25 protein-coding genes are annotated in these 26,071 nt (G+C 60.0%); 8 read left to right on the top strand and 17 right to left on the bottom strand.

Annotated features, from left to right (window positions below; translation table 11 throughout):
* Positions 1-16: 16 nt before the first annotated feature.
* Positions 17-376: a hypothetical protein gene (locus ACXAC3_RS02385; RefSeq protein ID WP_475155587.1), complete on the bottom strand. Its 360-nt coding sequence runs from the start codon at positions 374-376 to the stop codon at positions 17-19.
* Here ACXAC3_RS02385 and ACXAC3_RS02390 point away from each other — a divergent pair.
* The 7 genes from ACXAC3_RS02390 (at position 375) to ACXAC3_RS02420 (ending at position 9,075) form a co-directional block, all read left to right on the top strand.
* Positions 375-2,408 carry a YjbH domain-containing protein gene (locus tag ACXAC3_RS02390; protein ID WP_475155590.1) on the top strand — a complete coding sequence of 678 codons (2,034 nt, stop codon included), beginning with the start codon at positions 375-377 and terminating at the stop codon, positions 2,406-2,408. The two genes, ACXAC3_RS02385 and ACXAC3_RS02390, sit on opposite strands and share 2 nt — an antisense overlap.
* Complete coding sequence (locus ACXAC3_RS02395; RefSeq protein WP_475155594.1) at positions 2,405-3,046, top strand: YjbF family lipoprotein; 642 nt, start codon at positions 2,405-2,407, stop codon at positions 3,044-3,046. Before ACXAC3_RS02390 ends, ACXAC3_RS02395 begins: the two co-directional genes overlap by 4 nt.
* Positions 3,036-4,451, top strand: a complete 1,416-nt coding sequence (locus ACXAC3_RS02400; RefSeq protein ID WP_475155600.1) for a polysaccharide biosynthesis/export family protein — start codon at positions 3,036-3,038, stop codon at positions 4,449-4,451. The genes ACXAC3_RS02395 and ACXAC3_RS02400 overlap by 11 nt, the downstream gene beginning before the upstream one ends.
* 145 nt (positions 4,452-4,596) lie before the next feature.
* Complete coding sequence (locus ACXAC3_RS02405; RefSeq protein WP_475155605.1) at positions 4,597-5,922, top strand: lipopolysaccharide biosynthesis protein; 1,326 nt, start codon at positions 4,597-4,599, stop codon at positions 5,920-5,922.
* Between the two features lie 6 nt (positions 5,923-5,928).
* Positions 5,929-6,891, top strand: a complete 963-nt coding sequence (locus tag ACXAC3_RS02410; protein WP_475155611.1) for a sulfotransferase family protein — start codon at positions 5,929-5,931, stop codon at positions 6,889-6,891.
* Positions 6,884-7,804 carry a glycosyltransferase family 2 protein gene (locus ACXAC3_RS02415; protein ID WP_475155616.1) on the top strand — a complete coding sequence of 307 codons (921 nt, stop codon included), beginning with the start codon at positions 6,884-6,886 and terminating at the stop codon, positions 7,802-7,804. Before ACXAC3_RS02410 ends, ACXAC3_RS02415 begins: the two co-directional genes overlap by 8 nt.
* The gene (locus ACXAC3_RS02420; RefSeq protein ID WP_475155619.1) at positions 7,801-9,075 is read left to right on the top strand and encodes an oligosaccharide repeat unit polymerase; all 1,275 of its coding nucleotides are present in this window, start codon (positions 7,801-7,803) and stop codon (positions 9,073-9,075) included. The genes ACXAC3_RS02415 and ACXAC3_RS02420 overlap by 4 nt, the downstream gene beginning before the upstream one ends.
* On the opposite strand, the gene ACXAC3_RS02425 is transcribed toward ACXAC3_RS02420, so the two are convergent.
* The 16 genes from ACXAC3_RS02425 to ACXAC3_RS02500 form a co-directional block, all read right to left on the bottom strand.
* Positions 9,072-10,163 (bottom strand): glycosyltransferase family 4 protein, encoded by a 1,092-nt coding sequence (locus ACXAC3_RS02425; RefSeq protein WP_475155625.1) that lies wholly within the window; start codon positions 10,161-10,163, stop codon positions 9,072-9,074. The two genes, ACXAC3_RS02420 and ACXAC3_RS02425, sit on opposite strands and share 4 nt — an antisense overlap.
* Positions 10,164-10,206: 43 nt before the next feature.
* The gene (locus ACXAC3_RS02430) at positions 10,207-11,301 is read right to left on the bottom strand and encodes a glycosyltransferase (protein ID WP_475155630.1); all 1,095 of its coding nucleotides are present in this window, start codon (positions 11,299-11,301) and stop codon (positions 10,207-10,209) included.
* 5 nt (positions 11,302-11,306) lie between these two features.
* Complete coding sequence (locus ACXAC3_RS02435; protein WP_475155634.1) at positions 11,307-12,755, bottom strand: mannose-1-phosphate guanylyltransferase/mannose-6-phosphate isomerase; 1,449 nt, start codon at positions 12,753-12,755, stop codon at positions 11,307-11,309.
* A 137-nt stretch (positions 12,756-12,892) separates the two neighbouring features.
* A complete protein-coding gene (locus ACXAC3_RS02440) occupies positions 12,893-13,576 on the bottom strand; it encodes a metallophosphoesterase family protein (RefSeq protein WP_475155638.1) in 684 nt (227 codons plus the stop codon).
* Between the two features lie 161 nt (positions 13,577-13,737).
* Positions 13,738-14,259: a hypothetical protein gene (locus ACXAC3_RS02445; protein ID WP_475155641.1), complete on the bottom strand. Its 522-nt coding sequence runs from the start codon at positions 14,257-14,259 to the stop codon at positions 13,738-13,740.
* Positions 14,260-14,693: 434 nt separating this feature from the next.
* Positions 14,694-15,461 carry a hypothetical protein gene (locus ACXAC3_RS02450; protein ID WP_475155643.1) on the bottom strand — a complete coding sequence of 256 codons (768 nt, stop codon included), beginning with the start codon at positions 15,459-15,461 and terminating at the stop codon, positions 14,694-14,696.
* Between the two features lie 3 nt (positions 15,462-15,464).
* Positions 15,465-15,731, bottom strand: a complete 267-nt coding sequence (locus ACXAC3_RS02455; RefSeq protein ID WP_475155646.1) for a spike base protein, RCAP_Rcc01079 family — start codon at positions 15,729-15,731, stop codon at positions 15,465-15,467.
* A 273-nt stretch (positions 15,732-16,004) separates the two neighbouring features.
* Positions 16,005-16,925, bottom strand: a complete 921-nt coding sequence (locus ACXAC3_RS02460; RefSeq protein WP_475155650.1) for a type II secretion system F family protein — start codon at positions 16,923-16,925, stop codon at positions 16,005-16,007.
* 371 nt (positions 16,926-17,296) lie between these two features.
* A complete protein-coding gene (locus ACXAC3_RS02465) occupies positions 17,297-17,974 on the bottom strand; it encodes a hypothetical protein (RefSeq protein WP_475155656.1) in 678 nt (225 codons plus the stop codon).
* Complete coding sequence (locus tag ACXAC3_RS02470; protein WP_475155660.1) at positions 17,971-19,362, bottom strand: CpaF family protein; 1,392 nt, start codon at positions 19,360-19,362, stop codon at positions 17,971-17,973. The genes ACXAC3_RS02465 and ACXAC3_RS02470 overlap by 4 nt, the downstream gene beginning before the upstream one ends.
* A 12-nt stretch (positions 19,363-19,374) precedes the next feature.
* Positions 19,375-20,601 carry a CpaE/TadZ family protein gene (locus ACXAC3_RS02475; protein ID WP_475155666.1) on the bottom strand — a complete coding sequence of 409 codons (1,227 nt, stop codon included), beginning with the start codon at positions 20,599-20,601 and terminating at the stop codon, positions 19,375-19,377.
* Positions 20,601-21,248, bottom strand: a complete 648-nt coding sequence (locus ACXAC3_RS02480; protein WP_475155672.1) for a TadE/TadG family type IV pilus assembly protein — start codon at positions 21,246-21,248, stop codon at positions 20,601-20,603. The genes ACXAC3_RS02475 and ACXAC3_RS02480 overlap by 1 nt, the downstream gene beginning before the upstream one ends.
* On the bottom strand, positions 21,245-21,742 hold the full coding sequence (locus tag ACXAC3_RS02485; RefSeq protein WP_475155677.1) for a TadE/TadG family type IV pilus assembly protein: 498 nt from the start codon (positions 21,740-21,742) through the stop codon (positions 21,245-21,247). Before ACXAC3_RS02485 ends, ACXAC3_RS02480 begins: the two co-directional genes overlap by 4 nt.
* Positions 21,743-21,753: 11 nt before the next feature.
* Positions 21,754-23,292: a pilus assembly protein TadG-related protein gene (locus tag ACXAC3_RS02490; RefSeq protein ID WP_475155680.1), complete on the bottom strand. Its 1,539-nt coding sequence runs from the start codon at positions 23,290-23,292 to the stop codon at positions 21,754-21,756.
* 9 nt (positions 23,293-23,301) lie between these two features.
* Complete coding sequence (cpaB, locus tag ACXAC3_RS02495) at positions 23,302-24,249, bottom strand: Flp pilus assembly protein CpaB (protein ID WP_475155684.1); 948 nt, start codon at positions 24,247-24,249, stop codon at positions 23,302-23,304.
* 146 nt (positions 24,250-24,395) lie between these two features.
* The gene (locus ACXAC3_RS02500; protein ID WP_475155690.1) at positions 24,396-24,572 is read right to left on the bottom strand and encodes a Flp family type IVb pilin; all 177 of its coding nucleotides are present in this window, start codon (positions 24,570-24,572) and stop codon (positions 24,396-24,398) included.
* A 582-nt stretch (positions 24,573-25,154) separates the two neighbouring features.
* Between ACXAC3_RS02500 and ACXAC3_RS02505 the strand changes: the two genes are divergently transcribed.
* Positions 25,155-25,934, top strand: coding sequence for a helix-turn-helix transcriptional regulator (locus tag ACXAC3_RS02505; RefSeq protein ID WP_475155695.1), 780 nt, complete (start codon positions 25,155-25,157; stop codon positions 25,932-25,934).
* Positions 25,935-26,071 lie beyond the last annotated feature (137 nt).

Consider the following 26,071-nt stretch of genomic DNA (forward strand, 5'->3'; position numbering starts at 1 on the left):
AAGTCTTGGCCGGACGCTAGCACACCCGTTCAGGGCAGAAAATGCCAGTTTGAGCAAAATAAAAGATTACCTTGGGAAAGTGATGTTTTTCAGCGACTTGTTGATGAAACACCCGACGACGACGCGGTTTGACAGACATCTGACGCAATGTGCCTTCTTTAAAGCGCCCGAAATCTGCGCTAACGGGCCACGTAATCATGCGGATTCGCCAAAAAGATGAATGAAACCGTCGGGCGTTGACGTGAAGGAAGACCCCGTTCGGAAAAGCGGCTAAGCAGGCGCCAAGAAAAAAAGCGACGACAAAAGTGAAGATTCGAGCGGTATCAAAAGGGCGATTCAGCCTGCTGGCGGCGCTGTGCGCCATGGTTTCCGGCATGGCCTCCGCGCAGTCCGTTTCGACATATGGCACCCCCGGCCTGCTGGAGCTTCCGAGCGCGGAAATGTTTGATGACGGAACCCTGGCCTTCACCGCCGCCGGCCTGCGGGACACCGGGCGCGCGACGATGACCTTCCAGATGCTGCCCTGGGTGCATGGCAGTTTCCGCTATGCGTATATCAAGGATTTCGACGGCGATGTCGGCGACCGGTATGACCGCAGTTTCGACATTCACTTTCGGCTGCGCGAAGAAAGCCGGAACGCACCAGCCGTGGTGCTTGGGCTGCGCGATTTCGGCGGCACCGGGCTGTATGCCGCCGAATATATCGTCGCGACAAAGACGTTTCGCGACCGGTTCAAGCTGACCGGCGGTATCGGCTGGGGGCGTCTGGCCGGAAGGGGGGCGTTTTCCAATCCGCTGGGCCTGATCAGCAGCCGGTTCGACGTCCGAGAAGACGAGAACGCAGGCGACATTTCCGAAACCGGGCAGCTTGATTTCGGCAACTGGTTCCAGGGCGATGCGGCGCTGTTTGGCGGTGCAAGCTGGAAGTATAGTGACCGGCTGACCTTTCTGGCCGAATATTCGCCGGACCTGTACACGGCAGAGCGTGAGAATATCGGCTTCGATGTCCGGTCGCCGATCAATGTCGGGGTCCAGTACCGGTTCCGGAACGGGTCGCAACTGACGACCTCTTTCCTGTATGGCACCACGCTGGGAATGACCTACAGCTATTTCATTGATCCGCGCAAAACCGTCGCCCCGGGGGGACAGGGAGCAGCGCCGCCGCCTTTGTTGCCGCCGGAGCGGGTCGCCGCGCACGCGCTGGGCCAAACTGCCGATCCCCGCGACCGGTTGCAAAAGGCGCTGAAACAGGAGGGGCTGCGGCTGGTCTATCTGTCCCGTGACGAAGACACGGTTCGGGTCGGGGTCGAGAACAACACCTTTGGCCAGGCCGCGCAGGCGCTTGGGCGCACGGCGCGGGTGCTGGCCAACGAACAGCCGCCGCAGTCTGAACATTTCGACATCGCGCTGATGTCCAACGGCGTGCCGCTCAGCGCGGTTCGGGTCAACCGGAACGACCTGTACGAGCTGGAGCATGATCCCGACAACGCCTGGCGCAGTTTTGCCCGGGCGCGGATTTCCGACACGATCCCGGTGCTTCAGGGCGGGTATCTCAGCGATGCCTACCCGCATTTCTCGTACCGGTTCGGGCCTTATCTAAATTTTTCGTTCTTCGATCCCGACGACCCGTTGCGGTACGAAATCGGGGCCGCACTTGGGCTGGATTATACCCTGTCGCCCGGGCTGACCCTGTCGACGGGGCTGCGCCAGCCGATCCTCAGCACGCTGGACGACAGCACCCGGGTGTCGGATTCGCCGCTGCCGCATGTGCGGTCCGACTGGGCGATCTATGCGCGGGAATCCAACCTGCGTATCGAGCATCTGACCGCCGAATACATGTGGCGGCCGGCGGAAAACCTGTATGCCCGCACCACGCTGGGCTATCTGGAAACCATGTTCGGCGGGCTCTCGACCGAGCTGCTCTGGTATCCGACGGACAGCCGCCTCGCGCTTGGGGTCGAGGTCAATTATGTCGCCCAGCGCGATTTTGACGTGTTGTTCGGCTTTCAGGACTATTCCGTCGCCACCGGCCATGTCTCGGCCTATTACGACCTGCCCGGCGATTACCACGCACAGATAGATGCGGGCCGCTATCTGGCGGGCGATTATGGGGCAACGTTTTCGCTGGATCGTGAATTCAACAACGGCTTCACGGTTGGTGCCTTCTTTACCCTGACCGATGTCAGCTTTGAGGATTTCGGCGAGGGATCGTTCGACAAGGGCATCCGGCTGGAAATCCCCGTCTCCTGGCTGACCGGGCGGCCGTCCCGCAACAAGGTGCGGCAGACGATCCGCCCGGTTCTGCGCGATGGCGGCGCGCGCCTGAACGTGCGCAACCGCCTGTATGAAGTGACGCGCGAGGCCCGCGCGCCGCAACTGTCCCGCGGCTGGGGGAGGTTCTGGCGATGAAGACCCTGCGATCTGCCATTCTCGCCCTGATGCTGGTTTCCTGTGGTGAGGCGCGGCAGGATTTCGATCTGCTGAAGGGCGCGCTGCAACCCGACGCCCCCCGGTTCCACCCGCGCGCCGAAACACTTGCTGCGCGCCGCCCGATCCCGCCCCGGCTTGAGGTCGGCTTTCCGTCGCGCGGTCTGGGCGGTGTGATGCTGCTGGAGGTGGAACGCAACGGCGTTCAGACCTGGCTGACGGCGGACGGTGCCACAATTACGCTGGACCAGGGGATGCTGACCTCGACCAAGGGGTTCGGCGGCGGCATGGCCGGGTCGGATGTCAGCCAGAGCACGCACCTGATTCTGTCCGGCGGCGACGGTCAGGCCGAACGGTTCCACACTTTCCTCAACGGCAATGATGAGATCGAGCTGCATGCCTACAGATGCCGGATCACGACCGTCGGAACCGAGACTGTTTTGTTGCGCGGCAATCCTGTCGCGACGGAAAAACGGCAGGAACGCTGCTATGGGCTGGCCGAAAGCTTTATCAACATTTACTGGGTGCAGAACAGCACCGGCCGGATCGTCCAGTCCTCGCAATGGACCGGCGATTTCCTTGGCAACATGACCATGAAGGTTGTGCCGGATGAAACTTGAGATTGTGACCAGCGGAGGATCCCTCGTGCGCCAAATTCCACTCTTGCTCAGTGTGATGATCCTGGGCGGATTGATCACCGGATGCTCGACCATTTATCGCAGCCCGTCGGTGACCGCGGGCGTGTCGGACAGCGGCAAGGTACGCGTGGTGCCGGTGACGCCGGAAACCGTGCTTGTGGCCAATCGCTCGACTTACGCGCCGAAAACCCTGCCATCGGTCTTTCAGCTTTCGGCCGGATCGGGATCCGGCACCAGCCAGCGCGGCCTTGGCCCCCTGCCCGACGCGCCGTCGACGCAGGACGGATCGCGCGCGGGGCTGCAACTGGACCCGCCGCCCAACGTGGACCCCGGGCCCTACACCATCGGCATCGGCGATGTTGTGGTGCTGTCCACTCCGTCCACCCAGGGCACGGCCGGCGAATTGTCGGGCCTGCTGGCGGCCCAGAACAGCCGCAACGGGTATACTGTGCAGGATGACGGATCGATCAACATCCCCGATGTGGGCCGGGTCCGGCTGGCGGGGCTGACGGTGGACGAGGCCGAGGCCCTGCTGTTCCAGCGGCTGGTGGAAAACCAGATCGACCCGACCTTCAGCCTTGAGATCGCCGAGTTCAACTCCCGCCGCGTCTCGGTCGGCGGCGCCGTTGGTCAACCCGGCGTTCAGCCGATCACCCTGACCCAACTGACACTGGGCGAGGCTCTGTCGGCCGCCGGGTCGGTTTCGGTCCGCGATATCGACAACAGCTCGGTGCGGATTTACCGCAACGGGCAGATGTACCAGATCCCGCTCGAAGACCTTTACGCGCGGTCCGATCTGCAAAACCTGAATCTGGCCGCCGACGACTCGGTCTTTGTCGATACCGATTACGATCTGGATCGCGCCGAACGCTTTTTCGCGCAGCAGATCCAGTTGCGCGAAACCGTTCTGCAGGGCCGCCAGACCGCCTTGCAGGAATTGTCGACTGCTGTCGACCTGCGCCGTGATGACCTGAATGAACGCCGTGACACCTTTGTTCAGGCGGTGGAACTGGATGCAGTCGACCGGGATTTCGTTTACCTCAGCGGCGAGGTCCGCACCCAGGGCCGCTATGCGTTGCCCTTTGGCCGCCGCGCCTCGCTGGCGGATGCGCTGTTCGACACCGGTGGCGGCATCGCCAAGGAAACCGGCGACGCCTCAGAGGTCTATGTTCTGCGCGCCTCGCAGGATGCCCGTGAGTTTGGTGCGGTCACGGCCTGGCACCTGGATACCCGCAACGCGGCGCATCTGACGCTGGCGGCGCAGTTCGAACTGCGCAGCAACGACATCATTTTCATTGCCGAAAACCCGGTCACGCGCTGGGGCCGCACGATCAGCCAGATCACTCCGTCGCTGATCACCACACCCATCGTCGCGGCGGTGAACTGACACCCCGTGCCCTTCGGGCGGGTCGTGCGAAGGACAGTCGCAGGGCCCAACATGCCCCTAATTCTGCCAAGTCCCTTGGGAAGTTTCTTTTGAGCGCACCACGCCTGCATATCCCAAACCACGTCCTTTTCGGCCGGAGCGCCTGATGGTCAAAGCTGCGCTCACAGCGGTGATGTTGCGCATTTGCGGCACGGTTCTGTGGCTGGGCTTCACAATGCTTTGCGCGCGGGTTCTGACGGTCGAGGATTTCGGGCTGGTGTTTTTCACCGTGAACGTGATCATCACCGGCGGCGTCATCGCGGCGCTGGGATATGACGTCGCGGTTCTGCGCTACGGGTCCCAATATGCGAAGGCCGGGCAGGGTGCGGCGATGCGCAAATTGCTGAGCGAAGCCCGGCTGGTGGTATTTGCCGGCGGGCTGGTGGTTCTGGGTGGGTTCGTGATGGCCGCGATTTTTCGGGTCGACACGCCGGTGACAAGCGACACGGATATCGCCATCGTGGCCGGGCTGGCGATTGCCGCCACCGCCCTGATGGCGGTGCATCGCGACATGCTGCGTGCAGGCGGCAAGCTGTCACAGGCGCTGTTGGGCCAGTCCGTGCTGCGGACAAGCGTGCCGCTGATCCTGACCACAGGCGCGCTTTTGGTGGCGCAGGTCACGCCGATGGCGGTTTTGCTGTTTTATCTGGCCGGATTGCTGGTCTCGCTGGTCTGGGAACAGGCCTGCATCACCCGCCTTGAGCTTGGAACCGACGGTGGCGCCGGGCTGAAACACCATGCCAACACGGCCTTTTCCGTCTGGCCGGGCGAAGCTGCGCTGATCGTATTTCACCGGGCCTGCGGCATCGTCATCGGGTTGACCGCGGGGCTGGAGGCGGCGGCACTTTTCATCGCGGCCGAGCGCGTATCGCAGCTTGGCGTCTTTCTGACCGATGCGGCGCGCACGGCCATCGCGCCGATGATCGCACAGGCGCGCAACACGGCCGAGATTCAGGCCGCCGTCACCCGCGCCAGCGTCCTGATGCTGATCAGCGGCGGTATCGGCTGCGCGCTGCTGCTGGCGGGCGGCTGGGTGCTGCTATGGGGTTTCGGGTCCGAATACCTGCACGCTTTCCCCATCCTCTGCGCCCTGCTGGCGGGTCAGCTCAGCTGGACCATCCTGGGTCCGACCGCGCTGATCATGAACATGCAGGGTCAGGAACGCGCGCGCAGCCTGGTCACTATGCTGGCCACAGGCGCACTGCTGATCTGTCTGGTCTTCACCCGCTCACCCCTGTTTGCCACGCTGGTATTCGCGCTGGTGTCCTGGGTCATGAACGGGGTGCTTTGGGCTATTATTCGGTCGCGGCTGGGTGCCAAATCGGGCGTTTTCGGCATCACCCGCCACGATGTCCGGGCCTTGTTCCATGACGAGGGCGACATCGCCGCAAGCCTGCGCAAGCGCCTGAATTTCATCAAGTTGCGATCCTGAACGACCATGAATTTTGTAACGCCCCGCACCGCCCTACCCAACCTGTTTCTGATCGGCGCCCCCAAAAGCGCGACCACGTTTCTTTATGATGTTCTGCGCCGCACCCCCGGCGTTTACACCGCAGAAAACAAGGAACCCGCCTTCTTTCATTTCGACGGGCAGGTTCCCCGGCACCGGGATGCGCCGCTCAGGCCGCTTTATGCCTGCCTGACGCCCGAGGAATACGGGGCACTGTATGCCGGGGCAAAGGACGCCCGTTACATCGTGGATGCCAGCACGCATTACCTGTCGACCCCGCAATGCGCGGCAAGGATCAGGGATATGCAGCCCGATGCCCGCGTCATCGCCGTGCTGCGGGAACCGGTCGCGCGGGCCTATTCCCATTACCTGATGGGGGTGCGCGACGGCTTTGTTACCGAAGACCTGATGGCGGCGCTGGATCGGGAAGAACGTGAGATGAAACAGCCTGCGGTGTTGTGGGGGGAACATTACCGCATGATCCGCCGCTCTCAGTATCTGGCGGGGGTCAGGGCGTTCCATGCCGCATTTGGCGATCGGTTTCGCCTGTATCTGTTCGAGGACATCCAACAGAGCCCGCAGGCCGTTTTCGCGGATCTGCAACGGTTTCTCGATCTCGAAATCCCGGACCCTGCCGAAGACGAAAACCAGACCGCGCGCAATGCCTATGCCGTGGATCGGCTGCGGATGATCACGCGGTTGCTGAATGCCTACCGGGCATCCCGGTTGCGGCAGCTGGTGAACCGTCTGACCCCCGCCGGGCTGCGCAGGAAGCTGCGCGAAAGCTACGAGAACATGCGCCTGACCGAGGCCCAAAAGCCCGAGATTCCGCCAGCAGCCCGGCAGCGCCTGAGCGCCTGGCTGGACGAAGATTTTGCGGAAACCCTGCGCTATGCCGACCAGCACGGGTTGCTGGCCCGCCCGGACCGAAAGGACACCACGCATGGCTGAGCCGGATATCAGGTCGTCAGGCGCGGCACGTCTGACAGTTTCCGCGGTAATCGCCACCCTTGGCCGGTCCGACGAGCTGATCAGGCTGTTCGAGACCTTCCGTCAGCAAAGCCGCCAACTGGACGAAATCGTGGTCGTGGACCAGAACGCCGATGATCGCCTGACCCCCGTTCTCGCCAAGTTCCGGGACCTGCCGGTCATGCATATCCGGGACGACGGGCTGCGCGGCGTCAACCGCAGCCGAAACCACGGGTGGCGGCAATCCGGCGGCGATGTGGTGTTCTTCCCGGATGACGATTGCTGGTATCCCCGGGATTTCGTCGAAAAAGCGCTGTCGGCGCTGGAACGCAGCGGGGCGGATATCGTCTCGGGCCGGGCCGCGGCCGAGGACGGGCGCTCGATCAACGGAAAATTCCTGAACCACGCGGTTTGGGTCGATCGCCGCTCGGCGTGGTTCACGCAGATCGAATGGGTCATGTTTCTGCGCCGTGATGTCCTTGAGGCCACCGGCGGATTCGACGAAGGGATCGGCCCCGGATCGGGCACCCGCTGGGGCGCGAACGAAGTGCAGGACCTGTCCCTGACCGCGCTGTCCGGGAATTACCGGCAGTTTTACGACCCTGCCCTGTTTGGCCATCACGCTGAAATGCAAATAGACACCGCCGACGAAAACAGCCTTGCCAAAGGACGGACCTATGCCCTTGGCTTTGGCTATGTGCTGGCGAAACACGGGTACGGCTGGGGTGCGCTGGCCTATTGGGTGGCCCGTTCGGCGGCCGGAGCGCTGATTTCGGCACTCAGGGGCAATCCGGGTCTGGCCAGATACCGAATGAATGTTGCGCAGGGCCGCCTGACCGGCTATCGCGAGCGCCGCGCCCTCGACCTGCACAAGAAGAAGCACACCGATAGATGAAAACCGTTTACTGGATGAACCCTCTGGTGATCATGCTGGCCTGGGCTTGCATCGCGGTTTTCTCCTATGCCATGTCGGCTGACCTGTATTACCTGTTCATGCGCACGACCAAAACGATCGAGCCGTACCATGTCGGGATCGCGTTGGCCGGGATCGGAGTTTTCAGTGCCGCGGCGGTTCTGGGCATGTATTCCGTGTCCGCGCGCAAACCGTCGCGCGATCAGGTGATCGACGATCTGACCTTTGTTCTGCAATCGGTGCGGTTCCGGCGCGTCTGCCTGATCTATGCCACGCTGATGGCGGCGGCCTATGTGATCTGGCTGGGACCCACGCTGAACCCGTCGGTCATCATCGCGTTTGTCACCGGCAAGGGTTTTGTTGGCCGCGAGGCGGGAAACCAGATCGGTGGGCTGACCACGATGACGCAGTTCGGCGTCGCGCTGGCCGTGGTCTGCGGCTATGGCGTCGCGCTGAGCACCAGGAAACACTGCCGGGCGTTTTACAAACGCCTGCTGATCATCATTCTGTTTCTGGCGCTGTACCGGTCGTTTATCTGGAGCGAGCGCCTGGCCCTGGTCGAATGCGTGATCCCGGCGGCAACCGCCTGGGTCATCGCCCGCAATACGGGCCAGTCTTCCTTTCGCATCCTGCCAGTGCTGGCGGTGTTTTTCGTCGTCTTCTTCTTTGGCGTGACCGAATATTTCCGCTCGTGGAATTTCTACAGCCAGTTCGACATCAACATCGCGTATTTCTCAGCCTCGCGGTTCTTGTCCTACTATGTTTCGTCGTTCAACAACCTTGCGGTTTCGATCGAGTATTTCGAACCCAGCGGGTTGCCACTGAACTCTCTGAACTTCCTGTTCAAACTGCCCTTGCCGGGGTTTGAAGCCCTGAACCAGGTTCAGGCCAATCTATGGGAGCAGACCTTCATGGGCGGGCTTGAGCGGTTCGGAAACCCCGAGTTCAACCTGTTCACCGGCGTTGGCATGATGATCAGCGATTTCGGCCTGTTCTGGGGCGTCGCCCTGTTGTCGGTGCCCGGCTTCATCTCGGGCCGCCTGTATCGGCTGGTGCAGATCGGCCGGTTTTCCGGGCTGTTCCTGTTTCCCGTCTGGATGATCGGTCTGCTGGAGTTTGGCCGTTTTCTGTATTGGGGCACGTCGCGCACCCTGTTGATCTGGGTTCTGGCCTTCGTGCTGTTGTGGATCGCGAACGCGATAATCAATGCGGTGCGTGCATCCCGGGCGCACCCGACTCCGGTGCAGGTCTAGGCGGCGGCGTCCAACGCGGCCAAAAGCTGCTCTGCGGCCCGTTTCCAGGTGAACATCGCCGCCCGTTCGCGCCCTTTGGCGGCCAGTTCTGCACGCAGGGCGGGCTCAGCCTCGATCCGCAGCATCGCGGCGGTCCAGTCCTGCTGACGGCGCGGATCCGCATACAGGGCTGCGTCACCGCATATTTCCGGCACCGCGCCCCCGGTTGTCGCCACCACCGGACAGCCGCAAAACATCGCCTCAAGCGGGGGCAGCCCGAACCCTTCGGTCAGGGATGGAAACACCAGTGCAGAGGCGTTGGCGTACAGGGCCTTAAGCTCGGCATCCGACACCCGGCCCAGGAACCGCAGGCCGTCATCTTCGGACAACCCTTCATCCCGGAACACCGCGCTGTTGCCGCCGCCAGCCACGATCAGCGGCAACGCCCCTGCGCCGCGCGCTTTCGCTGCTGCCGCCAGAAGCTTTAGGTTCTTGTGCGGTGCAAGCGAGCCGATTGCCAGGAAATACCCGCCCCGCTCCAGCCGGTGACGGGTAAGAGTCTGGTCATCCGGTGGTATCGCCGAAAGGTGATCCACCCCATTATGGATGACGCGCGCTTTTCCTTTCGGGAAGACACCGAACCTCTCAAGCTCTTGGCGGGAAAAATCTGAAACTGTCAGCAACACGCGGGCCCGCCGTGCGAGGATCGGCAAATACAGTCGATACAGGTTGCGAAACGCCCGCGAGTAAGAGTCGGGCTGGGTAAAGACCTGTGCATCGTGGATCATCACCGCCTGCCGCGACCGGATCAGCGGCCCGGTATTGCACAGGCTCAGCAACCAGTCCTGATGCTGCAACAGACCGGGCAGTTCGGTTTGCTCCCACATATGGCCGGATCGGCGGGAATGCCCCAGGCGGGCGAGGTTCAGAACAGACGCGGGGCGGGTCTCCGGGTTCTGTACCGGCGCACCGGGCACGGCCAGCTGCATGTTTGCCCCTGCGGGCAGGGTCGCCAGCGCACCCGCTAGTTCGCTGGCGACCCGGTCAACGCCGGTCAGCGACCGGGTCAGAAAGCGACCGTTCAACACGAGGGATTTCGGGGGGGTCATGATGCGGTTCCGCCTGTCGTTTCCGGCCCTGCCTTTGGGCCTGTCAGGCGTTTTCCAGCGACGCGGATACAAAGGCGGATATCTTGTCCTTGAACACAGAGGTGTCAAAGCCCCGCGCCAGCGCCTGAATCTGCTGCGGTGCGGCCACCAGATCCGGCTGGCTTTCGAACCGATCGATGGCGGCGTTCAGGGCATCAACCGTCTGTTCATGGAACAACAACCCGCTGACCCCTTCGACGACCGTGTCCAGCGCCCCGCCGCGCCCATAGGCAATCACCGGACGGCCGCTGGCCATGACCTCGACCGGGACGATGCCAAAATCCTCTTCGCCCGGAAAGATCAGAGCCCGGCAGGCGGCGAATTGTTGCTTCAGCTCGGCAAACGGCACCCGTCCAAGAAAGGTGATATTGGGTCCGGACTTGCGTTCGAGCGTTTCACGCATCTCGCCATCCCCGACGACGACCAGTTTGCGCCCGGACGCGTTGAACGCGTCAACCGCAAGGTCCGCCCGTTTATAAGACACCATCTCACCCGCCAGCAGGTAGTGATCGCCGATCGTGTCGGAGATCCGGAATTCCCCTGTATCGACCGGCGGGAAAATCACCTCGGCGTCGCGGCGGTAGAACTTTTGAATGCGTTGTTTGATGAACGAGGAATTGGCGATGAACCGGTCAACGCGGGCCGACGTCGTGACATCCCATTTCCGCAACCTGTGCGCCATGAAGGGCATGCCCAGACGGGCAACCCCACCCGCCTGCGCGCGGTATACATGGTAATGATCCCAGATATACCGCATCGGCGAATGGCAATAGCTGATATGGGTCGCGTCGGGGCGCGGAATGATCCCCTTGGCCGGTCCGGACTCGCTGGACAGGATCAGATCGAATTCCTGCATGTCCATTTGTTCCAGCGCCAGCGGCATCAGCGGCAGGTATTTCTGGTAATGCCGCTTCGCGCCGGGAAGACGGCCGATAAAGGTTTGCCGAACCTCGTGCCGCCGAATCTTCTCGCTGACGTTTTCGGGGTCATAGACATGGGTGATGATCACGGCATTGGGATACAGGTCGAGGAACGCTTCCAGCACCTTTTCCCCGCCGCGCATCCCGACAAGCCAATAGTGAACGATGGCAACTTTCACGGGGTTCAGCCCTTGGCCCCCTGACCACGTGCGTAGATATCTTCGTATCGGACGATATCGTCCTCACCCAGATAGGTGCCGGTCTGCACTTCGATCAGAACCATCGGCACCTTGCCCGGATTTTCCATCCGGTGAACCGCGCCCAGCGGGATATAGACGGACTGGTTTTCGGTCACCAGCTGCTGATGGTCGTCAATGGTCACGCGGGCGGTGCCCTCAACCACGATCCAATGTTCCGAACGGTGGAAGTGGCTTTGCAGGCTGAGCGAAGCGCCGGGGTGAACGTGGATGCGTTTCACCTGGAACCGGTCGCCGACCACAAGGCTTTCGAACCATCCCCAGGGGCGATGATCCTTGGGAAAGGCGGTGGCCTGCGGCGCGCCTTTCTTCTTCAGTTCGGAAACGGCTTTCTTGACGTCCTGCGCGCGGGAGGTATCGGCCACCAGAACCGCATCGTTCATCGCCACAGCGATGATGTTTTCCAGACCGATGCCGACGATTTCCAGCTGATCGCTGTCCGAACGCAACAGCGTGTCCTGACAGTCGATCGCCGTGGCACCGCCGCTGGTCACAACGCCCTGCGCATCCGGACCGCTTTCGCGCCAGACCGCATCCCAACCACCCAGATCGGACCAGGACGCGTCAAACGGAACGACGGACAGGTTCGTCGCCTTCTCCATCACCGCATAGTCGATCGAGATGTCCTCGACCTGGCCCCAGTGTTCGGGATCGAGGCGCAAGAACCCAAGATCCGCCGCCGCCGCTTTGACCGCAGCTTCGACCGGTGCCATCAGCGCCGGAGCGTGGGCGCGGAATGCCGCAAGGATGTCGGCCGCGCGGAACAGGAAAATACCGGCGTTCCATTTGAAATTGCCGGCAGCCAGCATCTCGGTCGCGCGGGCCAGATCCGGTTTCTCGACAAATTGCTTCAACGGAACCGGCGCGCCGTCGCTGTCCGGCGTGGCCGCCAGTTCAAGGTAACCATAGGCGGTTTCCGCATGCGTCGGCGTGATCCCGAAAGTGACAAGCTGCCCCTGTGCCACGGCCTGCAATCCGCGCGCGACGGCGGCCCGGAAGGCGGCAGCGTCAGGCACGACATGGTCGGACGGGGCGACCAGCAGCACCGCGTTTTCATCCTCGGCATGGGCACGCAGCGCGGCGGCCAGAACGGCGGGCGCGGTATTGCGGCCCTCGGGTTCGATCAGAATGGCGCCCGGGTCGATCCCGACCGCCTGCAACTGTTCCGCCACGATGAAACGGAAATCCGAGTTTGTCAGAACCACGGGTGCCGCAAAGTCCAGATCCGGTCCCATTCCGGACAGCCGGCGCGCAGAGGCCTGAAAAAGCGTTTCCTCACCGACAAGCGGAACGAATTGCTTGGGGTAACTTTTTCGGGACAACGGCCAAAGGCGCGTTCCGGAGCCTCCGCACAGAAGGACTGGTGTAATCAACATGAAAAACTCTGGCTCTGATCTACTTTGGCACGGTCCTATTAAATGTGATTTGCCGTGACAAGGCCAAGCTGGGATTGCGCCCGAAAAGATAACGCGGGGTCCTGTTTCGCGGCCACACCGGTTTTTGCGCTCAACCCCTATACGCCCGCGTAGATAAAACGCGGCTCGGTCCCGTCAAGGCACACAGCGGTCAGGATCCCTGTCGCAAAGGCGCCGGTGTCGATGGATATGCGTCCGCGATGCACCATGGGCGCGTCGACGATCGTGTGACCATGCACAACCCAAATGCCGTCCTGCCGGTCCGTGGTCAGAAATCCCGGATGCCCCCATAGCAGCGTCTTTTCCGCTTGCTGACCGGGCGGTGCGCCGGGATCAGCCCCGGCATGGGTGATCAGGACATTGCCCGACATCACCCAGGTCCTCAGCCCCGACAGCCAATTGCACAGGCGCTCGCCCATCGCATCTTTCAGCTTGTCGCGGCAGGTCTGCAACTCCTCGGCGTTCATCTCTGAGCGGACCCCGCTCACCCCAAATGACGCCAGAGTCTGCAACCCGCCATTGCGCAACCAGAGATGCCCGTGACCCGCCGGGTTCTTCAGAAACCGCAGCAGCATATCCTCGTGATTGCCCTTCAGGCAGGTGAAATCATCACGCTCACTGATCAGACGCAGCACATCGGCACTGCGCTCGCCCCGGTCAACGTAATCCCCGACCAGAATGATCCTGTAGCCCTGCGGCACCTCTGACAGAAGATTTTCAAGCCGGGTGAAACACCCATGAACATCGCCAATGACACAAAGGGGTTCTTCTGGTGCGGGCATGGAAAACTCCCCGCGCCGTCCGAACCTTTGAATGAGCGATGACAAAACGATGGGCGGGTCTCCTGCCTGGTTTCAGGCGAATGATTGCGGCTTTGGACGCTGTTGCGACGTTCAGGGCATGTCTGTGATAGCCCCCAGCCCGATCCGGGGCAAGCCTCGGGTCAGGCGGTTCGGCAGGCCGGAACGCCCATTTTGATGATCTCGGTACCCTTGATCCTGTGGACCCCGGCAATGCGGTTGCGCCCCTCGCTCATGAACCATGATCTCAGGGGTTCGGGGTAATAATCTGCCATCACCCGGCTGAAGTAATCGAAATCCTCTTTCGGCAACCGCCGGCCACTGCGCGAGGGGCCGTGAAACCCAAAGGTCGTATCCGGGTCAACACAGGTTCCGGGCAGCCCCAGGAACATAGTGCAAGTGGAAAAACAGACCCGTCCCCGAATTTCGACCCGAACGCCGTTTCGCCGCAAATTCTCAAGCTCGATCAGCCGGTCATGCAAGTATCCGCCGCGATCACTGCCCACCACATGCGGTTGCTGAGAATTTGCGGGCACGGGCAAGAAAACGGCGAACATCAAAAGCCCCAGAACCGAAACGACAAACGGTTCCCGCGATCTGCCCGACGTGACCAGAAAACCGGCAATCCGTTGCAGCAATCCCGAAAGCGCAGGTGAAATTCGCATTGTCCAATCTCCAAAACCGGTGGTGGTCGGGATCAGGACTAATGCTGCGCCTTGCCGTCTCTGCGTGCTTCACATGTCAAAAACATGTTTTAAAACAACAGTTTGTATCAATGTTTATTCAAACATCACGCATTTGGACCGGTCCGTTCATGTGGGCAAACCAAAGTTCCTGCCCCAATGGGATGCCAATCCATCCCCGGACCCGGCCCCGGCATTTCAGACGACGCTCTGCGCCCGACCGGAATAATCCGCTCGCTCTGGGCTCCGCGCTGCTGACCTGACTCAATGCGATTTCGACCAAGTTTACATAATCACACAGCTTGCCGTCAAAAACGCCCTGCGATCTCGTGCTATTCCAGGTTGGAATGGCCGGATGTTCAGAGCCCGCAGACCACCTTGACCCGACCGACACGGCCCGCCACGCAATTAACGTGTCAGGACGGTTGTGTGCCCCGAAGCCATGTTTCACATTTCCGAAGCCCGTCCGGGTCAACGGAACGCAGAACGATCATCCCATAGAACCTCAGATGCGCCGCATCCGAGATCAGCGACCCGTGCCCGAACAGGGCGGCCTGCTGGGCGTTGTTCACCGGCAGAAATGCCCCGTTTGCCGACGAAGACACCGCGATTTGTGTGCCGTCCAGACGCAGGGCGCTGTCTGCATAGGTACTGCTTTCGGGGCGCGTCCACGTCGCGACGATATCCTGCCCAACCTGAGCGGAGACATATTTGGTATTCCCGTTGTTGAACCTCCAGGAATACCCGTCTCCGCCTAGGGCACAGCCCAGTGATCCGGCCTCGTTATCGCCACCCAGATGAAAAACGCGCTGAACCGGCGCGCTCAGCGACAAGGGTTGAATTGCGGCGATCACCGAAATTCCGGGATTGGCGGACAACCCCATGCGGGACGGCAGCTGATAACTGTCATCGGTGCCATCCGTTTCCAGCCAGCAAACACCGTTTTCCTCGCGAAATACCGCCCGGCGTGTCCCGTCCGGCTGGATCATATGATGACCGAGCCCTGACTTGTCGCGGATCTGAGCGACAGGATCAAAATCGGATGTCACCGGTACCGTTCCGTCGACATCCTGAAACAGGGTCGACCGATCCGAGGGATCGTACCACGCCAGCGGCCGCAGACTGATCGGACTGAACCCGCGCGCCCGGTTCACGGACAGTTCGGAAATCCCGAAACCCAGCATCGTTCAGGACACCACGAATGCATGAATACCGTCGGCATCTGTGCCCGTCGCGTAAACGCGGACGACCCCGACCGGAAGGATCGCGTTATCCGCAACCTGAACGCTGCGCTGTTTGCCCGCGACGGTCTGAATGGACAGCGTGCCGCCGGTGGTCACATAAAGCGCAACCGCAATTTGCGGCAGATCCTGGTTGTCGTTCGGGGTGACCGGGCAAATATCCGGTGTCGGTCCGTTCAGGGACATCGTTCGGCCAGCGAAAGGGTTCTTCATTTCTGATCTCCAGAGCATGAGTGGCGGGTTCTCCCTGATCATCTCAGGGTACATGCGAGGAGTTCTACGTTCGCAGCAAAAACGTTCCGTTATTTGGCCGTGCGGGCGCGCATCCGAATCCGCAACGGCCCGCGGCATTTATCAACCGTCGGCACGTATACTGATTGCGCGCTGCCTTCGCCTGAAAGCGCCGCGACATCGCAAAAAACCCATAGGTCGGCGTCAATTGATTGAGCGCTTCGAAAAGGGAGACCTGAACCGAAAGAACGCAGGTCACCCAAACATATTGATCCACCGGATCAGCATAGGCGCCAGGCAAATCAGCAACAGAACAGGCATCATGCACATGGCCATCACGGCCGACATCTGCACGGGCAGGCGGTTGGCTTTTTCCTGAGCCCGAAGCTCACGATCCAGTCTCATGTCAGTCGCGAACCTGCGCAGTGACGCGGAAATGCTGGTCCCGTATTGATTGGACTGCAAAAACGCATTCGCGAAGGAGTTCACTTCGTCAATGCCGACCCGCTCTGCCATATCCAAAAAGGCGGCCTGGCGTTCCTTGCCGGCCTGCAACTCCAGTTGGAGGATTGAAAACTCCTGCGAAATCTCCGGGGCGGCATGGGCCATTTCATGCGACACACGGATCATCGCCGCATCAAAGCCCAGCCCGGCCTCAATCGCGACTTGCAGCAGGTCCAGCGCGTTCGGCAGGCTGTGTTCGATTGCCCGGCGGCGTTTCTTTATCCGGTAACGCAACCACAGCGCAGGGCCATAAAACCCGGCAACCATCAATGCCGTCACAATCTGCAGCGCGTTCAGCCATGTGATGCTCTGCGTGATACCGGCGATGCCAATCTGAACCTGCATTTCTATGGGCAACGCAATTGCAATCACGAAAACCGCCGGCAGGACAAAACCCATGACCACCCGGAAGATATAAAACGTCCGGATGGCGTGCCTGCGCTGTATTCCCGCCTGTTTCAGAAGCTTGCCGATCTTCGAGCGTTCTCGTTTCGATGACGGAACAAAGGCTTTCAGCAACCCGTGCGGATCGCTGTTGTCACCCTGGATGAGGTCAAAGTCCTCTCCATGCGCGTGCGAAAGCGATCCCACGTGCATACGGCGCGCAGCAACGTTGTCGCCGGCGGTCAGGCCGGACAGGCCCAGGACAACAAAGAAAATGCTGACAGCCATGCCAGCCAGCAAAAGAAACTGAGGCGGCAGGTTCTGGTCGTTCAGAAAATCTTAAATCATCTCCATTTCCACGCTCCCGATTAAAACTTGAACTTGACGAGACGATGCAGGATCAGACCCTGGGCAACCGTCAGGCCAATGATCACGTAGGCAAAGAACGGAAACCACGGGTCGCTGCGAACGTCGCCATAGAAGGATGGTGTGGACAGTTAGATCGACAGGTAGATCACGATCGGCAGGATCGTAAGAATAAGGCCGCTCAGCCGACCCTCGGCAGAGATGGCCTTGATTTTCTTCTGCATCGTGTGACGGTCCCGGATGACCTGAGACAGAATGCCCAGAATGCGGGCAAGATTGCCGCCGGTGCCGTGCTAAATCCCGATGCTGACCGCAAGATAGTTCGCATCCTCGGTACCGACACGTTTGGCAAAGTCATGAAACGCTGTTGCAACATCATCGCCATAGTTGATCTGATCCTGAATAAGACCGAATTCCGAGCCAATCGGATCCGGCAGATCGGTGGCCACATTCCCAACTGTGACCGCCACGGGATGACCAACCTTCAGACCGCGCGCCATCAGATCCAGAGCGTCCGGCAGTTGTTTCGTCAGCTTTTTCGACCGAGCTTCTTTCATGGCGACCAACACCATCAAGGGCAAAACCACAGCGAAAACCGCGCTCAGAGCGATGGCAAGTTCCGACACCAGGAACCGGGACCCGACGGCAAAGATCACCGCTGCCAGCAGAAGCGCAATGAAAACCACCCAACCCGGATGGATCGTCAGCCCAGCCTGAACGATCAGACGGCGTAACCGGGAAACCGGTCCGAGTTTCTCGCCGGATTCCATCATCGCAGGATCGCGCAGCAGCTGCAAAACCTCGTCAGTTGACGCGCCCTCCTGAATCATTTTCATCCGGCGGTTTCGCGCTTCGCCGAAGGTCTCCTTGCGTTGCAGAAGCTGGTTCAACCCCTCATACGCCAGCAAAACGCCCAGGAAAATCATAATATAAATCAATATGTTCAATGTGTTTGGCTGAAGGTCGATCATGATGACATAGCCCCGCGAACAAACATGTTGGTGTCGACATCAATTCCAGACGCGACCAGTTGGTCGAAACATTTCGGCCGGATGCCCGTTGGCAGGAACTCTCCCAGAACGTCCCCGTTTTCGGACTTGCCGCGGCGCTTGAAGACAAAGATGTCCTGCATGGTGATGGTGTCGTCTTCCATGCCGGTAATTTCCGAAATGCTGACGACTTTTCGGGTACCGTCGCTGAGACGGCTGAGCTGAAGCACGATGTGGATGGCCGAGGCGATCTGGGACCGGATGGTTCTGATCGGCAGGTCCGCACCCAGCATTGTCACCATCTGTTCCACACGGCTCAGCGCGTCACGGGCCGAGTTTGCGTGAACGGTGGTCATCGATCCGTCATGCCCCGTGTTCATTGCCTGAAGCATGTCAAAGCATTCCGAGCCCCGAACCTCGCCGACGATGATGCGGTCCGGCCGCATCCGCAGCGCGTTGCGGACCAGAACGCGCTGAGTGATCACGCCCTGCCCTTCCGAATTGGGCGGCCGGGTTTCAAGCCGGACCACATGGCTTTGCTGAAGCTGCAGTTCGGCGGCATCCTCGATTGTCACGATACGCTGCTTGCCGTCGATATAGGACGACACCGCGTTCAGCATGGTTGTCTTACCGGTGCCGGTGCTCCCCGAAATAAGGATATTGAGCCTTGCTTCGACCAGCGCCTCAAGAAGCATCGCAGCCTGTTCGTTCATGCTGTCCTGCTGCACGAGCTTTTCGATGGTCAACGGATTGCGCGAAAACTTCCGGATCGACAGGGCCGGTCCGTCGACCGAACATGGCCGAATGATCGCATTGACGCGGCTGCCGTCTTCCAGACGCGCATCGACCCAGGGCTGCGATTCATCGATGCGCCGGCCCACCTTGCTGACGATCTTGTCAATTATCCGCAGCAGATGCCGCTCGTCGCGAAACCGCACGGTTGACTGCTCCAGCAGGCCGAAGCGTTCGACATAGACCTTGTCGTATGAGTTGACGAGGATGTCGTTGATGGTCGGATCTTCCAGTAACGGCTCCAGCGGCCCAAGACCCATGACTTCGTGGATAAGCTCGTCGACCAGAGCGGTGAAAGCCTCGGACCGCATATGCAGGCGTTCCGCCTCGATCATGCCGGTCACCAGTGACGCGATCTGGCGTTTCAGTTCCGACCGTTCCACCTTGTCGATAACGGACAGGTTCAGCCTGTCCAGAAGTTCGCTGTGCAGGCGGCTCTTGAGTTCCAGATGAGCCTGCAGATCGGCGTCCACGGGATCAGGGGTCACCTTGGATTTGGGCGGTACTTCAATCGGCCGGTCCAGCATCAGCACATTCGATTTCGACGCTGCCCTGCGTGATCTATATTCATTGAACACGGTGATCTCCCTTTATTTATTCAAAGATGCCGCGGGCTGAATGTCAGCAGACACAGCAGCAGCCAGTTTTGCCAAAGCCTTGCCCAGATCCGATTGCGGCTTCATCTCCACGACTGGGCATCCAAGATCCACTGCGTTGCGGGCCACTTTCGGGTTGTCCGGCAACCAGTGTTTCAGCTTTGTTTCCAGAACCTTCTCGGCCTCGCGGACATGCGCCGGCCGGATCAGAGAATTACGTTCCCGGTTGACGATGACCTCGACAGGCAGGCCGACATTTGCCTCGCGGTACAGGTCGATCAGGCGCCGCGCCTGGCGAACGCAGGGCACCGTGGTGTCGGTGACAAGCGCTAGCTGGGTCGCGCGTTTGAAAATGGGTTCGACCCCCTCCACGACAGCGCAGGGAAGATCGATCACGATATAGTCGTAGCGGCGCTGAAGCAGGTCCAGCATCCCTTCGATCAGATCGGCGCGCAGCGACTGAAGCGGCACCATCGGAACAGGTGCGCACAACACATCGACGCCCAGGGTATGGTTCTGAAGGATCGACGACAGAAAGTGGTCGTCGGGTTCTTCGGCGTTTTCTATGAATTGCAGGCAGCCGCCGTTGTCTTCGAGGTCCAGGAACACATTTGCGTTCCCGAATTGCAGATCGAAATCCAAAAGGGCGACGCGGCTTTTCGCGGTTTTGCGGAAGAACGACCCTTTGCCGCCAACCAATGCGCAGGCAAGGTTCACCGCCACGGTCGATGCACCCGCTCCGCCGCGGGACTTTGCCACCGGGATCACTTTGCCCAGCGCAGTGGACCCATCCAGCACCAAAGGCTGCGGAACGGGCCTTGCTGTGAATTTCTCGCTGACAACCGCCCTCAACTCATCACCGTCAACCGACATGGGAAGGACTTCGTCGATGCCGATCTTCCGCAGCTCGCGCGCCTTGGTGATCGACAGATCATTCTGCGTCAGGGCGACAAACAGGGTGTCGTCATCGCGATGCGCCAACAGATCCCTGACCGCCTGAACTTCGCCCGCGTCATCGGGATCGATCTCGAAGACCACCAGATCGTGCTTGAACGCCAGTTTCAGGGCTGTCCCGTTTAGAGCCTGAAACGAGCCTGCATTCCGAGTGACCTTGTTGTCCTCGTTCGCAGGAAAGACGTCGGCGACGACCTGTGCGATGGCCTCTTTTTCGGACACAAGCATGACCGAGTGCGACTTCAGATTGGAAACATTGTGATCCATTATCCTGACTCTCCTAGTGCTAGGTCTTCAGCAGGCAGCGAAACGCTGAAATTCGAGTAACCGGCTGTCGAAGACAGGGTGCTGTTTGTTGCGCCAGCGGCGTTTGCCAGCGCCGCCAGCGGTGACACGAACTGAAAATCGTTCAGGTTCAATTCGACGGTGACCATGGGTGTATACGGGCCACCCAGGAAGCCCAGATTCTGGTCAAAGGCATACGAAAACTGCATCATGTCGATTGTGCTGCCGGGCGGCAAAAGGGGGCTGATGCGACCCCAGATTTCCGACGCCGTCGGATTGGTGGCCACGCCGGCACAAGACAGCGTACCGACATCGGCGCACACCCCGGCCGAGGCGCTGCAGGACGTGCCGTAACGCGGTGCAAGGGCCGATGGGCCGCGCTGATGGGTCTGCGGAACCCCGGCGCAAACCGCCGTTCGAACCACAGCAATGCGGGTGGCCAGCTGCGCGGCTTTCTGCGCATTCACGCCGCTGTAAGACAGCCGGCCGAAATCCAGCAACGCCAGAAACAGGAAGAAGAACAGCGAAACGACCAGCGCGAACTCGACCAGAACCCCGCCATGCTGATCGCGCAGGAACGCTTGGCCGGCCTGACGCAACAACGCGCGGATATGCAGCAGGGTCTTCATTGGCCAAAGATCCGCGACGTGTCGGCGACGTCCGTCGTGACCGACGATGCGCCGCTGCCGAACAGCGACAGAACACTGCCCATCGGGAACTGAATGGTGATATTGGCACTCACCTGTCCTACTGGGGCCGGATTCATACGATAGGTTCCGGAAACACAGGACAGGCTGGGTGTGACCGAGTTAACGGAAATTCCGGCCGGGAAAAGCGAATTGCCGTTGATGTCCTCTTCCACGATGGTTTTCAACGTTGTGGCAAGACCCGCGACAGACCCGCCAGAGGTACAGATATCCGCAGGTGTGACCCTGGACAGATAGCGGCTGGCGTCCCGGACACCCGCGATGACCGACTGGTAGGACCACATCAGACGCGCGGATTCCAGGGTCACCACCAACAGCAACAGCATCACCGGCATGACAAGGCCGAATTCCACGATGATCGCGCCTTCGTCGGCTTTGGCAAAGCGTTTGATGCGGGCGGCAAGGCGCTTTTTCATGACTCTGCCCCTTACCGATACAGCTGAACGACGTCGCGAAAGATGCCGCTGAACCCGTTGCCGCCGCTTCCGGTGCCCACCACATCCGGAAAGCCCACGATCTCGCCATGGATATCGAAGCTGGGCGGCGAGTCGCCGTCATCGCCCACCGGTTCGGTCAGGAACACGGCGACGAATTTCGTGACGGGAACGCCGGTCGTCGAACCGGACACGGGGTTTTGCGCGCAATCAATGCCAGCGGCTGTCACAACACGCCGCGCCGGGTTGGTTGACATATGGCTCGAACACATCGGGCGGCCGGTTTCGGCCAGCAAGGGATCCAGAATGGCATTTGCGTTCGGCGCTGTGTACGGGCTTGAGTCTCCGTACGCGATTTCCCTCAGATACATCCCGTAACGCGTGCCCCCGAACACGGTATCCGCTCCGGTCAGCGCCGGCAGATGCGCATCGCTGCCGATCCCATCGGCGACACCATCTGCCAGGTCGTGGTTCTGGTTCAGGTAACCCGCGCGATCCCAGTTTCCGTCGCCGAAGCGGTTGTTGCCGCCGCAGGTGCCCGCGGTCATGCAAAGGTCGCGACCCAGAGCCGTGGTATCAGGCGTCTGTTGTTCGCTGCCCTGGATGCAGGCACCGCCGCCGTTCTTTTCAATGCCCTTGATGACGTTTGGCGCCGGGGCGAAATCGACATTGTTCTTCTCGCCGTTGAGAACGGCGCGATAGATGTCAAAGCGGACGTTGAATGCGGCATTGGTGATGCCGACCTTCTGGCCCGGTTCAGTGTTCAGACCATTGGTCAGAACGCATTGGGTGATCTGGTCCTGCGCCGCGATGAGGCAGGCCAGTTTGTTGCCACCCTCATCCGCGCACACACCTGACGTGTCCTGGAAACTCGCCAGATCAATAAAGCCGAAGTTACCCGGCCCCCAAGCAGAACCATTGCCACCACTGCGCAGCAGGATCTGATCGCCCACGGTCAGCGTGGATTCCCAGTTGGGCGGCAGGCAAAACATCAGCGGCGAGATATCGCACGCGGCCTTCGAATACCCGGCCACCGCCTCGGCCGACACGCTGGCCGCCGAAAAGCCGCCCCCGCCAAGCATCTTGTCCAGCGCCGAGGCAAGGCTCATGCTCAGCGATTTTGGTGTCAGGACGACCTGCGCGAATTTGGCTTTCCGCGGGTCCGTGGTGAGGTCCGCGCCGAGCGGCGTCAGATCCGATGCAGGAAGGGCGGAGTGAAAGGAAAGCGTGTAGTCCGACGACCCCGAAAGCGCGGTGGCCCCGGTTGCAAATGTCTGGCTGTCACTGATCAGATTGGCCGCAGCATTCGTGGCGCGGGTGATCGCGTCAGGCTGGCCGTCCAGCTCACCAGCCGCAGCCAGTGCAACGTTATCCGCGAAAGACTGAAGTTCCGCATGGGTCGAGTTCAGCCGGCCGACATCCAGAGTGATTGCAAAAAAGCCCAGGAACGCGACCAGCGCAGTGCCCCAAAGGATCGCAACCGTTCCATGCTCGTCCCCGGCGAAATGGGATATGTTCGCTTTCAGTTGCATGGCTCAGGCTTACTGTCCGGAGTTCTGGCTGATTGCGATCGGGCGAATCTGAGGCCGGGCATCGGGCGTCGCGACCGCCGGAGCAAGCTGCGCATCCGTCTGGGTGTTCACTTCGGATTCAGTGCCCGGCTCGGTTTCTGTCGCGCGACGCTTTCGCTGGATCGGCACAACCTCGGATTCCGTGCCTCGGTTCAGCCTGACGGTCGGCTGGACTTCGGCGTTTTCCACCGGACCTTCCTCCTGAAGCAGGTCGCGCAGGCGGACCATCTCCATCGGCTCGTCCACGACGCCGTCCAGGGTTCTCAGGGTCAGGCTCAGGGTGCCGGCCTTTTGCGCCAGAGCAAGGCGCTGACCTTCCTGAGGGGTGACTTCAACTGTAATCGTCCGGGCCACCTCGGGCTGATCGCTCAGCTCTTCGGATTGCTGATCCACGCCGATCACGCGGATGTCCTGCAGGATCGTGACTGCGCGCAATTCCAGTTTTGCGCCCTGCGTCAGAACGATGTCCACCCGGTCGCCCGGTGTCACAAACCCGCCCACGGCGGTTGCGGCATCGACCTCAATGGCCATGGCGCGCGTGTTTTCACCCAGTTTCTGGACCAGAGTTACCTTTTCACCAAAGTTCGAAACTTTGGATAGGATCATCACTTCGCCCGGGTAAAAGCGACCCTTGGCGCGGCGCAGCTGCCGGCGGTTATCGGGCACAAGAACGTCGATCTGGGTGAACACACCTGCCGGCAGCGCCTCGCGCGGCCAGGGATGCGTGGTAACGTGGTGCTTTTCGATCATCTGACCGAAAGCAATTTCGGATCTGGCGACATAGATTTCCACCAGATCGGCACCGGACGACGCAGTTGCGGCGCTGGTCCGGAGCTGAATATGATCTTTCGCCAGGTAAACGGAACCGGACGCGATCGCAATTCCAAAGAGTGTGGTAATAATTGGTCTGATACGCATCTCTGTCTCCAAAAGTTACGCTTTCAAAATTCGAAACTTCGGTATTCCCGGTGTCGCGAAAATCCCGGCGGTAATTTCTGCGCCGCTACAATGTTGCGACGGCGCAGAATGATGTCGTGGTAAGTAATACTTTGCGCGAACCTGAATCAGCAGGTTGCGCTGCCCAGAGCCGCGCAGGCACCGGTCACGTTGGTGTTGGTGGTGGTGCCAAGATACGAGAACGCACCCACCGCAATCGACGCGACGACCAACAAGGCCAGGCCGTATTCCACAATGGCCGCACCACTTTCGTTCTGAACAAACTTTTTGATGAATTTCGTCATTTTTCCCCCGAAAAGGTTAGATTGATATCGACGCTGCAAAGTGCTGCAGCGCAAGCCAGGCAAAATCTGCGGAAGCTCACCAATCAGGTTAAATGTCTGGAAAAAACTTGCCTTCCGACTTTCGTGGAGAAAATACACGCTATAGGTGATTTTTTGGAGAGGATTGCATTTTAACGACGAGTTTTGTTAACCGCGCATTAACGGGTCATTAACGTTCAGACGAATCACTTTCCTGGGAAACAATGAAGTGAAATAGCGTCAAATTGTGGCGTAAATGAGGGCGCTTTATCGGATGATCCCACCAAGACGGAAATCATGACAGCGCGGTGCCCGAATATCATTGGTTTAAAATTTTTTTGTTATTAAACAGAATTTTACAAGTAATTCGCAATAAGCATTTTGAATCTCAACCTTCGACTCTGGCCACATAACCGGTTGCTGGCCCGACATAATCCGAACAAGTTTGAAAGAGAGATGAGGACCTAATGGTTTCGACCGCGTTGTTTTGGTTGGGATGGTTAAAGAGTAATGAGTGTACGTTTTTCAAAACGCGTTCCGACGCAGGACAGCCTGAGCTTCGTTTTGGACTGGGCACAGGCATTGAATGGAAATAAACCCCTTTCAGATGTCCTTTTGCAATTAATGAAATTGTCAAATGCAGACGCTGCATTAATTGCGCGGACTTCAATGGCGAACGGCAGAATCCGACATATTGCCCGGTGCAATTCCCAAGAAGGGAAAGTCTGGCCTTCGCAACCGCAAACCCAGGCCGAACTGGTTATGGGCGACTGCATTTCATCTGCAAAAGCCGGGTCAGTCTGGAAACAGTCCGAGATGATGACTTCTGAGGCCGTGGCAGTGTCCCGTTACAAGGACCGGAAGCCCGGCGGGCTGCTGGAGGTGATAGTCGTGCCGCTTGAGGCAAATAAGGGGCACGTCGATCATCTGGAACTGCATTACAATCGGCACCCGAACGATCACGACTTGGACCTGCTGGTCGTATTGGCGCCGACGCTTGCGTCCGGCTGGGGCAAACGCACGCCCGGCTCGATCTCTGCGCGCTTTGAACAGGCCGGAAGACACCTTCTCAGAGAGGTGCGGGAGGAACGTCGCATTCCGATCTTGGACCCGAAAAACCCCGCGAACCTCAGCCGGTGCGAATTCAGGGTTTGCGCAATGATGAAGGAAGGCATGACCGTCAAACTGATCTCGGATACTTTGTCCGTCTGCCCGGCAACGATCCGGTCTCATCTCAGCTCGATTTTCTCCAAGACGGGGGCTTCAAATCAGGTTGAGTTGCTGCACCTGCTTAACCGCAAGACAGAACCCGCCTGCGAAATCCCTGCAAGGGCGAGGGCCTAGCCAAAATTTACCTGCGATATAGATCGGTGCCTGGCACAAACGTTTTGCAGAAGCCCGACATCGACGAACGCCCGCTGCTTAATCCAGCAACAGAACTGAGTGCCTGAACGGCCAACCTTTCGGTTTCCTCAACGATG

The sequence above is a fragment of the Ruegeria sp. ABV4_181 genome, from assembly GCF_056158465.1.

Coding starts and splice junctions, on each gene's coding strand:
- ACXAC3_RS02385 (WP_475155587.1), bottom strand. CDS start 376: ATGCCGGAAACCATGGCGCACAGCGCCGCCAGCAGGCTGAATCGCCCT.
- ACXAC3_RS02455 (WP_475155646.1), bottom strand. CDS start 15,731: ATGAAGAACCCTTTCGCTGGCCGAACGATGTCCCTGAACGGACCGACA.
- ACXAC3_RS02420 (WP_475155619.1), top strand. CDS start 7,801: ATGAAAACCGTTTACTGGATGAACCCTCTGGTGATCATGCTGGCCTGG.
- ACXAC3_RS02400 (WP_475155600.1), top strand. CDS start 3,036: ATGAAACTTGAGATTGTGACCAGCGGAGGATCCCTCGTGCGCCAAATT.
- ACXAC3_RS02460 (WP_475155650.1), bottom strand. CDS start 16,925: ATGGCTGTCAGCATTTTCTTTGTTGTCCTGGGCCTGTCCGGCCTGACC.
- cpaB (WP_475155684.1), bottom strand. CDS start 24,249: ATGCGTATCAGACCAATTATTACCACACTCTTTGGAATTGCGATCGCG.
- ACXAC3_RS02465 (WP_475155656.1), bottom strand. CDS start 17,974: ATGATCGACCTTCAGCCAAACACATTGAACATATTGATTTATATTATG.
- ACXAC3_RS02440 (WP_475155638.1), bottom strand. CDS start 13,576: ATGCCCGCACCAGAAGAACCCCTTTGTGTCATTGGCGATGTTCATGGG.
- ACXAC3_RS02500 (WP_475155690.1), bottom strand. CDS start 24,572: ATGACGAAATTCATCAAAAAGTTTGTTCAGAACGAAAGTGGTGCGGCC.
- ACXAC3_RS02445 (WP_475155641.1), bottom strand. CDS start 14,259: ATGCGAATTTCACCTGCGCTTTCGGGATTGCTGCAACGGATTGCCGGT.
- ACXAC3_RS02450 (WP_475155643.1), bottom strand. CDS start 15,461: ATGCTGGGTTTCGGGATTTCCGAACTGTCCGTGAACCGGGCGCGCGGG.
- ACXAC3_RS02435 (WP_475155634.1), bottom strand. CDS start 12,755: ATGTTGATTACACCAGTCCTTCTGTGCGGAGGCTCCGGAACGCGCCTT.
- ACXAC3_RS02390 (WP_475155590.1), top strand. CDS start 375: ATGGCCTCCGCGCAGTCCGTTTCGACATATGGCACCCCCGGCCTGCTG.
- ACXAC3_RS02395 (WP_475155594.1), top strand. CDS start 2,405: ATGAAGACCCTGCGATCTGCCATTCTCGCCCTGATGCTGGTTTCCTGT.
- ACXAC3_RS02425 (WP_475155625.1), bottom strand. CDS start 10,163: ATGACCCCCCCGAAATCCCTCGTGTTGAACGGTCGCTTTCTGACCCGG.
- ACXAC3_RS02485 (WP_475155677.1), bottom strand. CDS start 21,742: ATGAAAAAGCGCCTTGCCGCCCGCATCAAACGCTTTGCCAAAGCCGAC.
- ACXAC3_RS02405 (WP_475155605.1), top strand. CDS start 4,597: ATGGTCAAAGCTGCGCTCACAGCGGTGATGTTGCGCATTTGCGGCACG.
- ACXAC3_RS02475 (WP_475155666.1), bottom strand. CDS start 20,601: ATGGATCACAATGTTTCCAATCTGAAGTCGCACTCGGTCATGCTTGTG.
- ACXAC3_RS02415 (WP_475155616.1), top strand. CDS start 6,884: ATGGCTGAGCCGGATATCAGGTCGTCAGGCGCGGCACGTCTGACAGTT.
- ACXAC3_RS02490 (WP_475155680.1), bottom strand. CDS start 23,292: ATGCAACTGAAAGCGAACATATCCCATTTCGCCGGGGACGAGCATGGA.
- ACXAC3_RS02480 (WP_475155672.1), bottom strand. CDS start 21,248: ATGAAGACCCTGCTGCATATCCGCGCGTTGTTGCGTCAGGCCGGCCAA.
- ACXAC3_RS02410 (WP_475155611.1), top strand. CDS start 5,929: ATGAATTTTGTAACGCCCCGCACCGCCCTACCCAACCTGTTTCTGATC.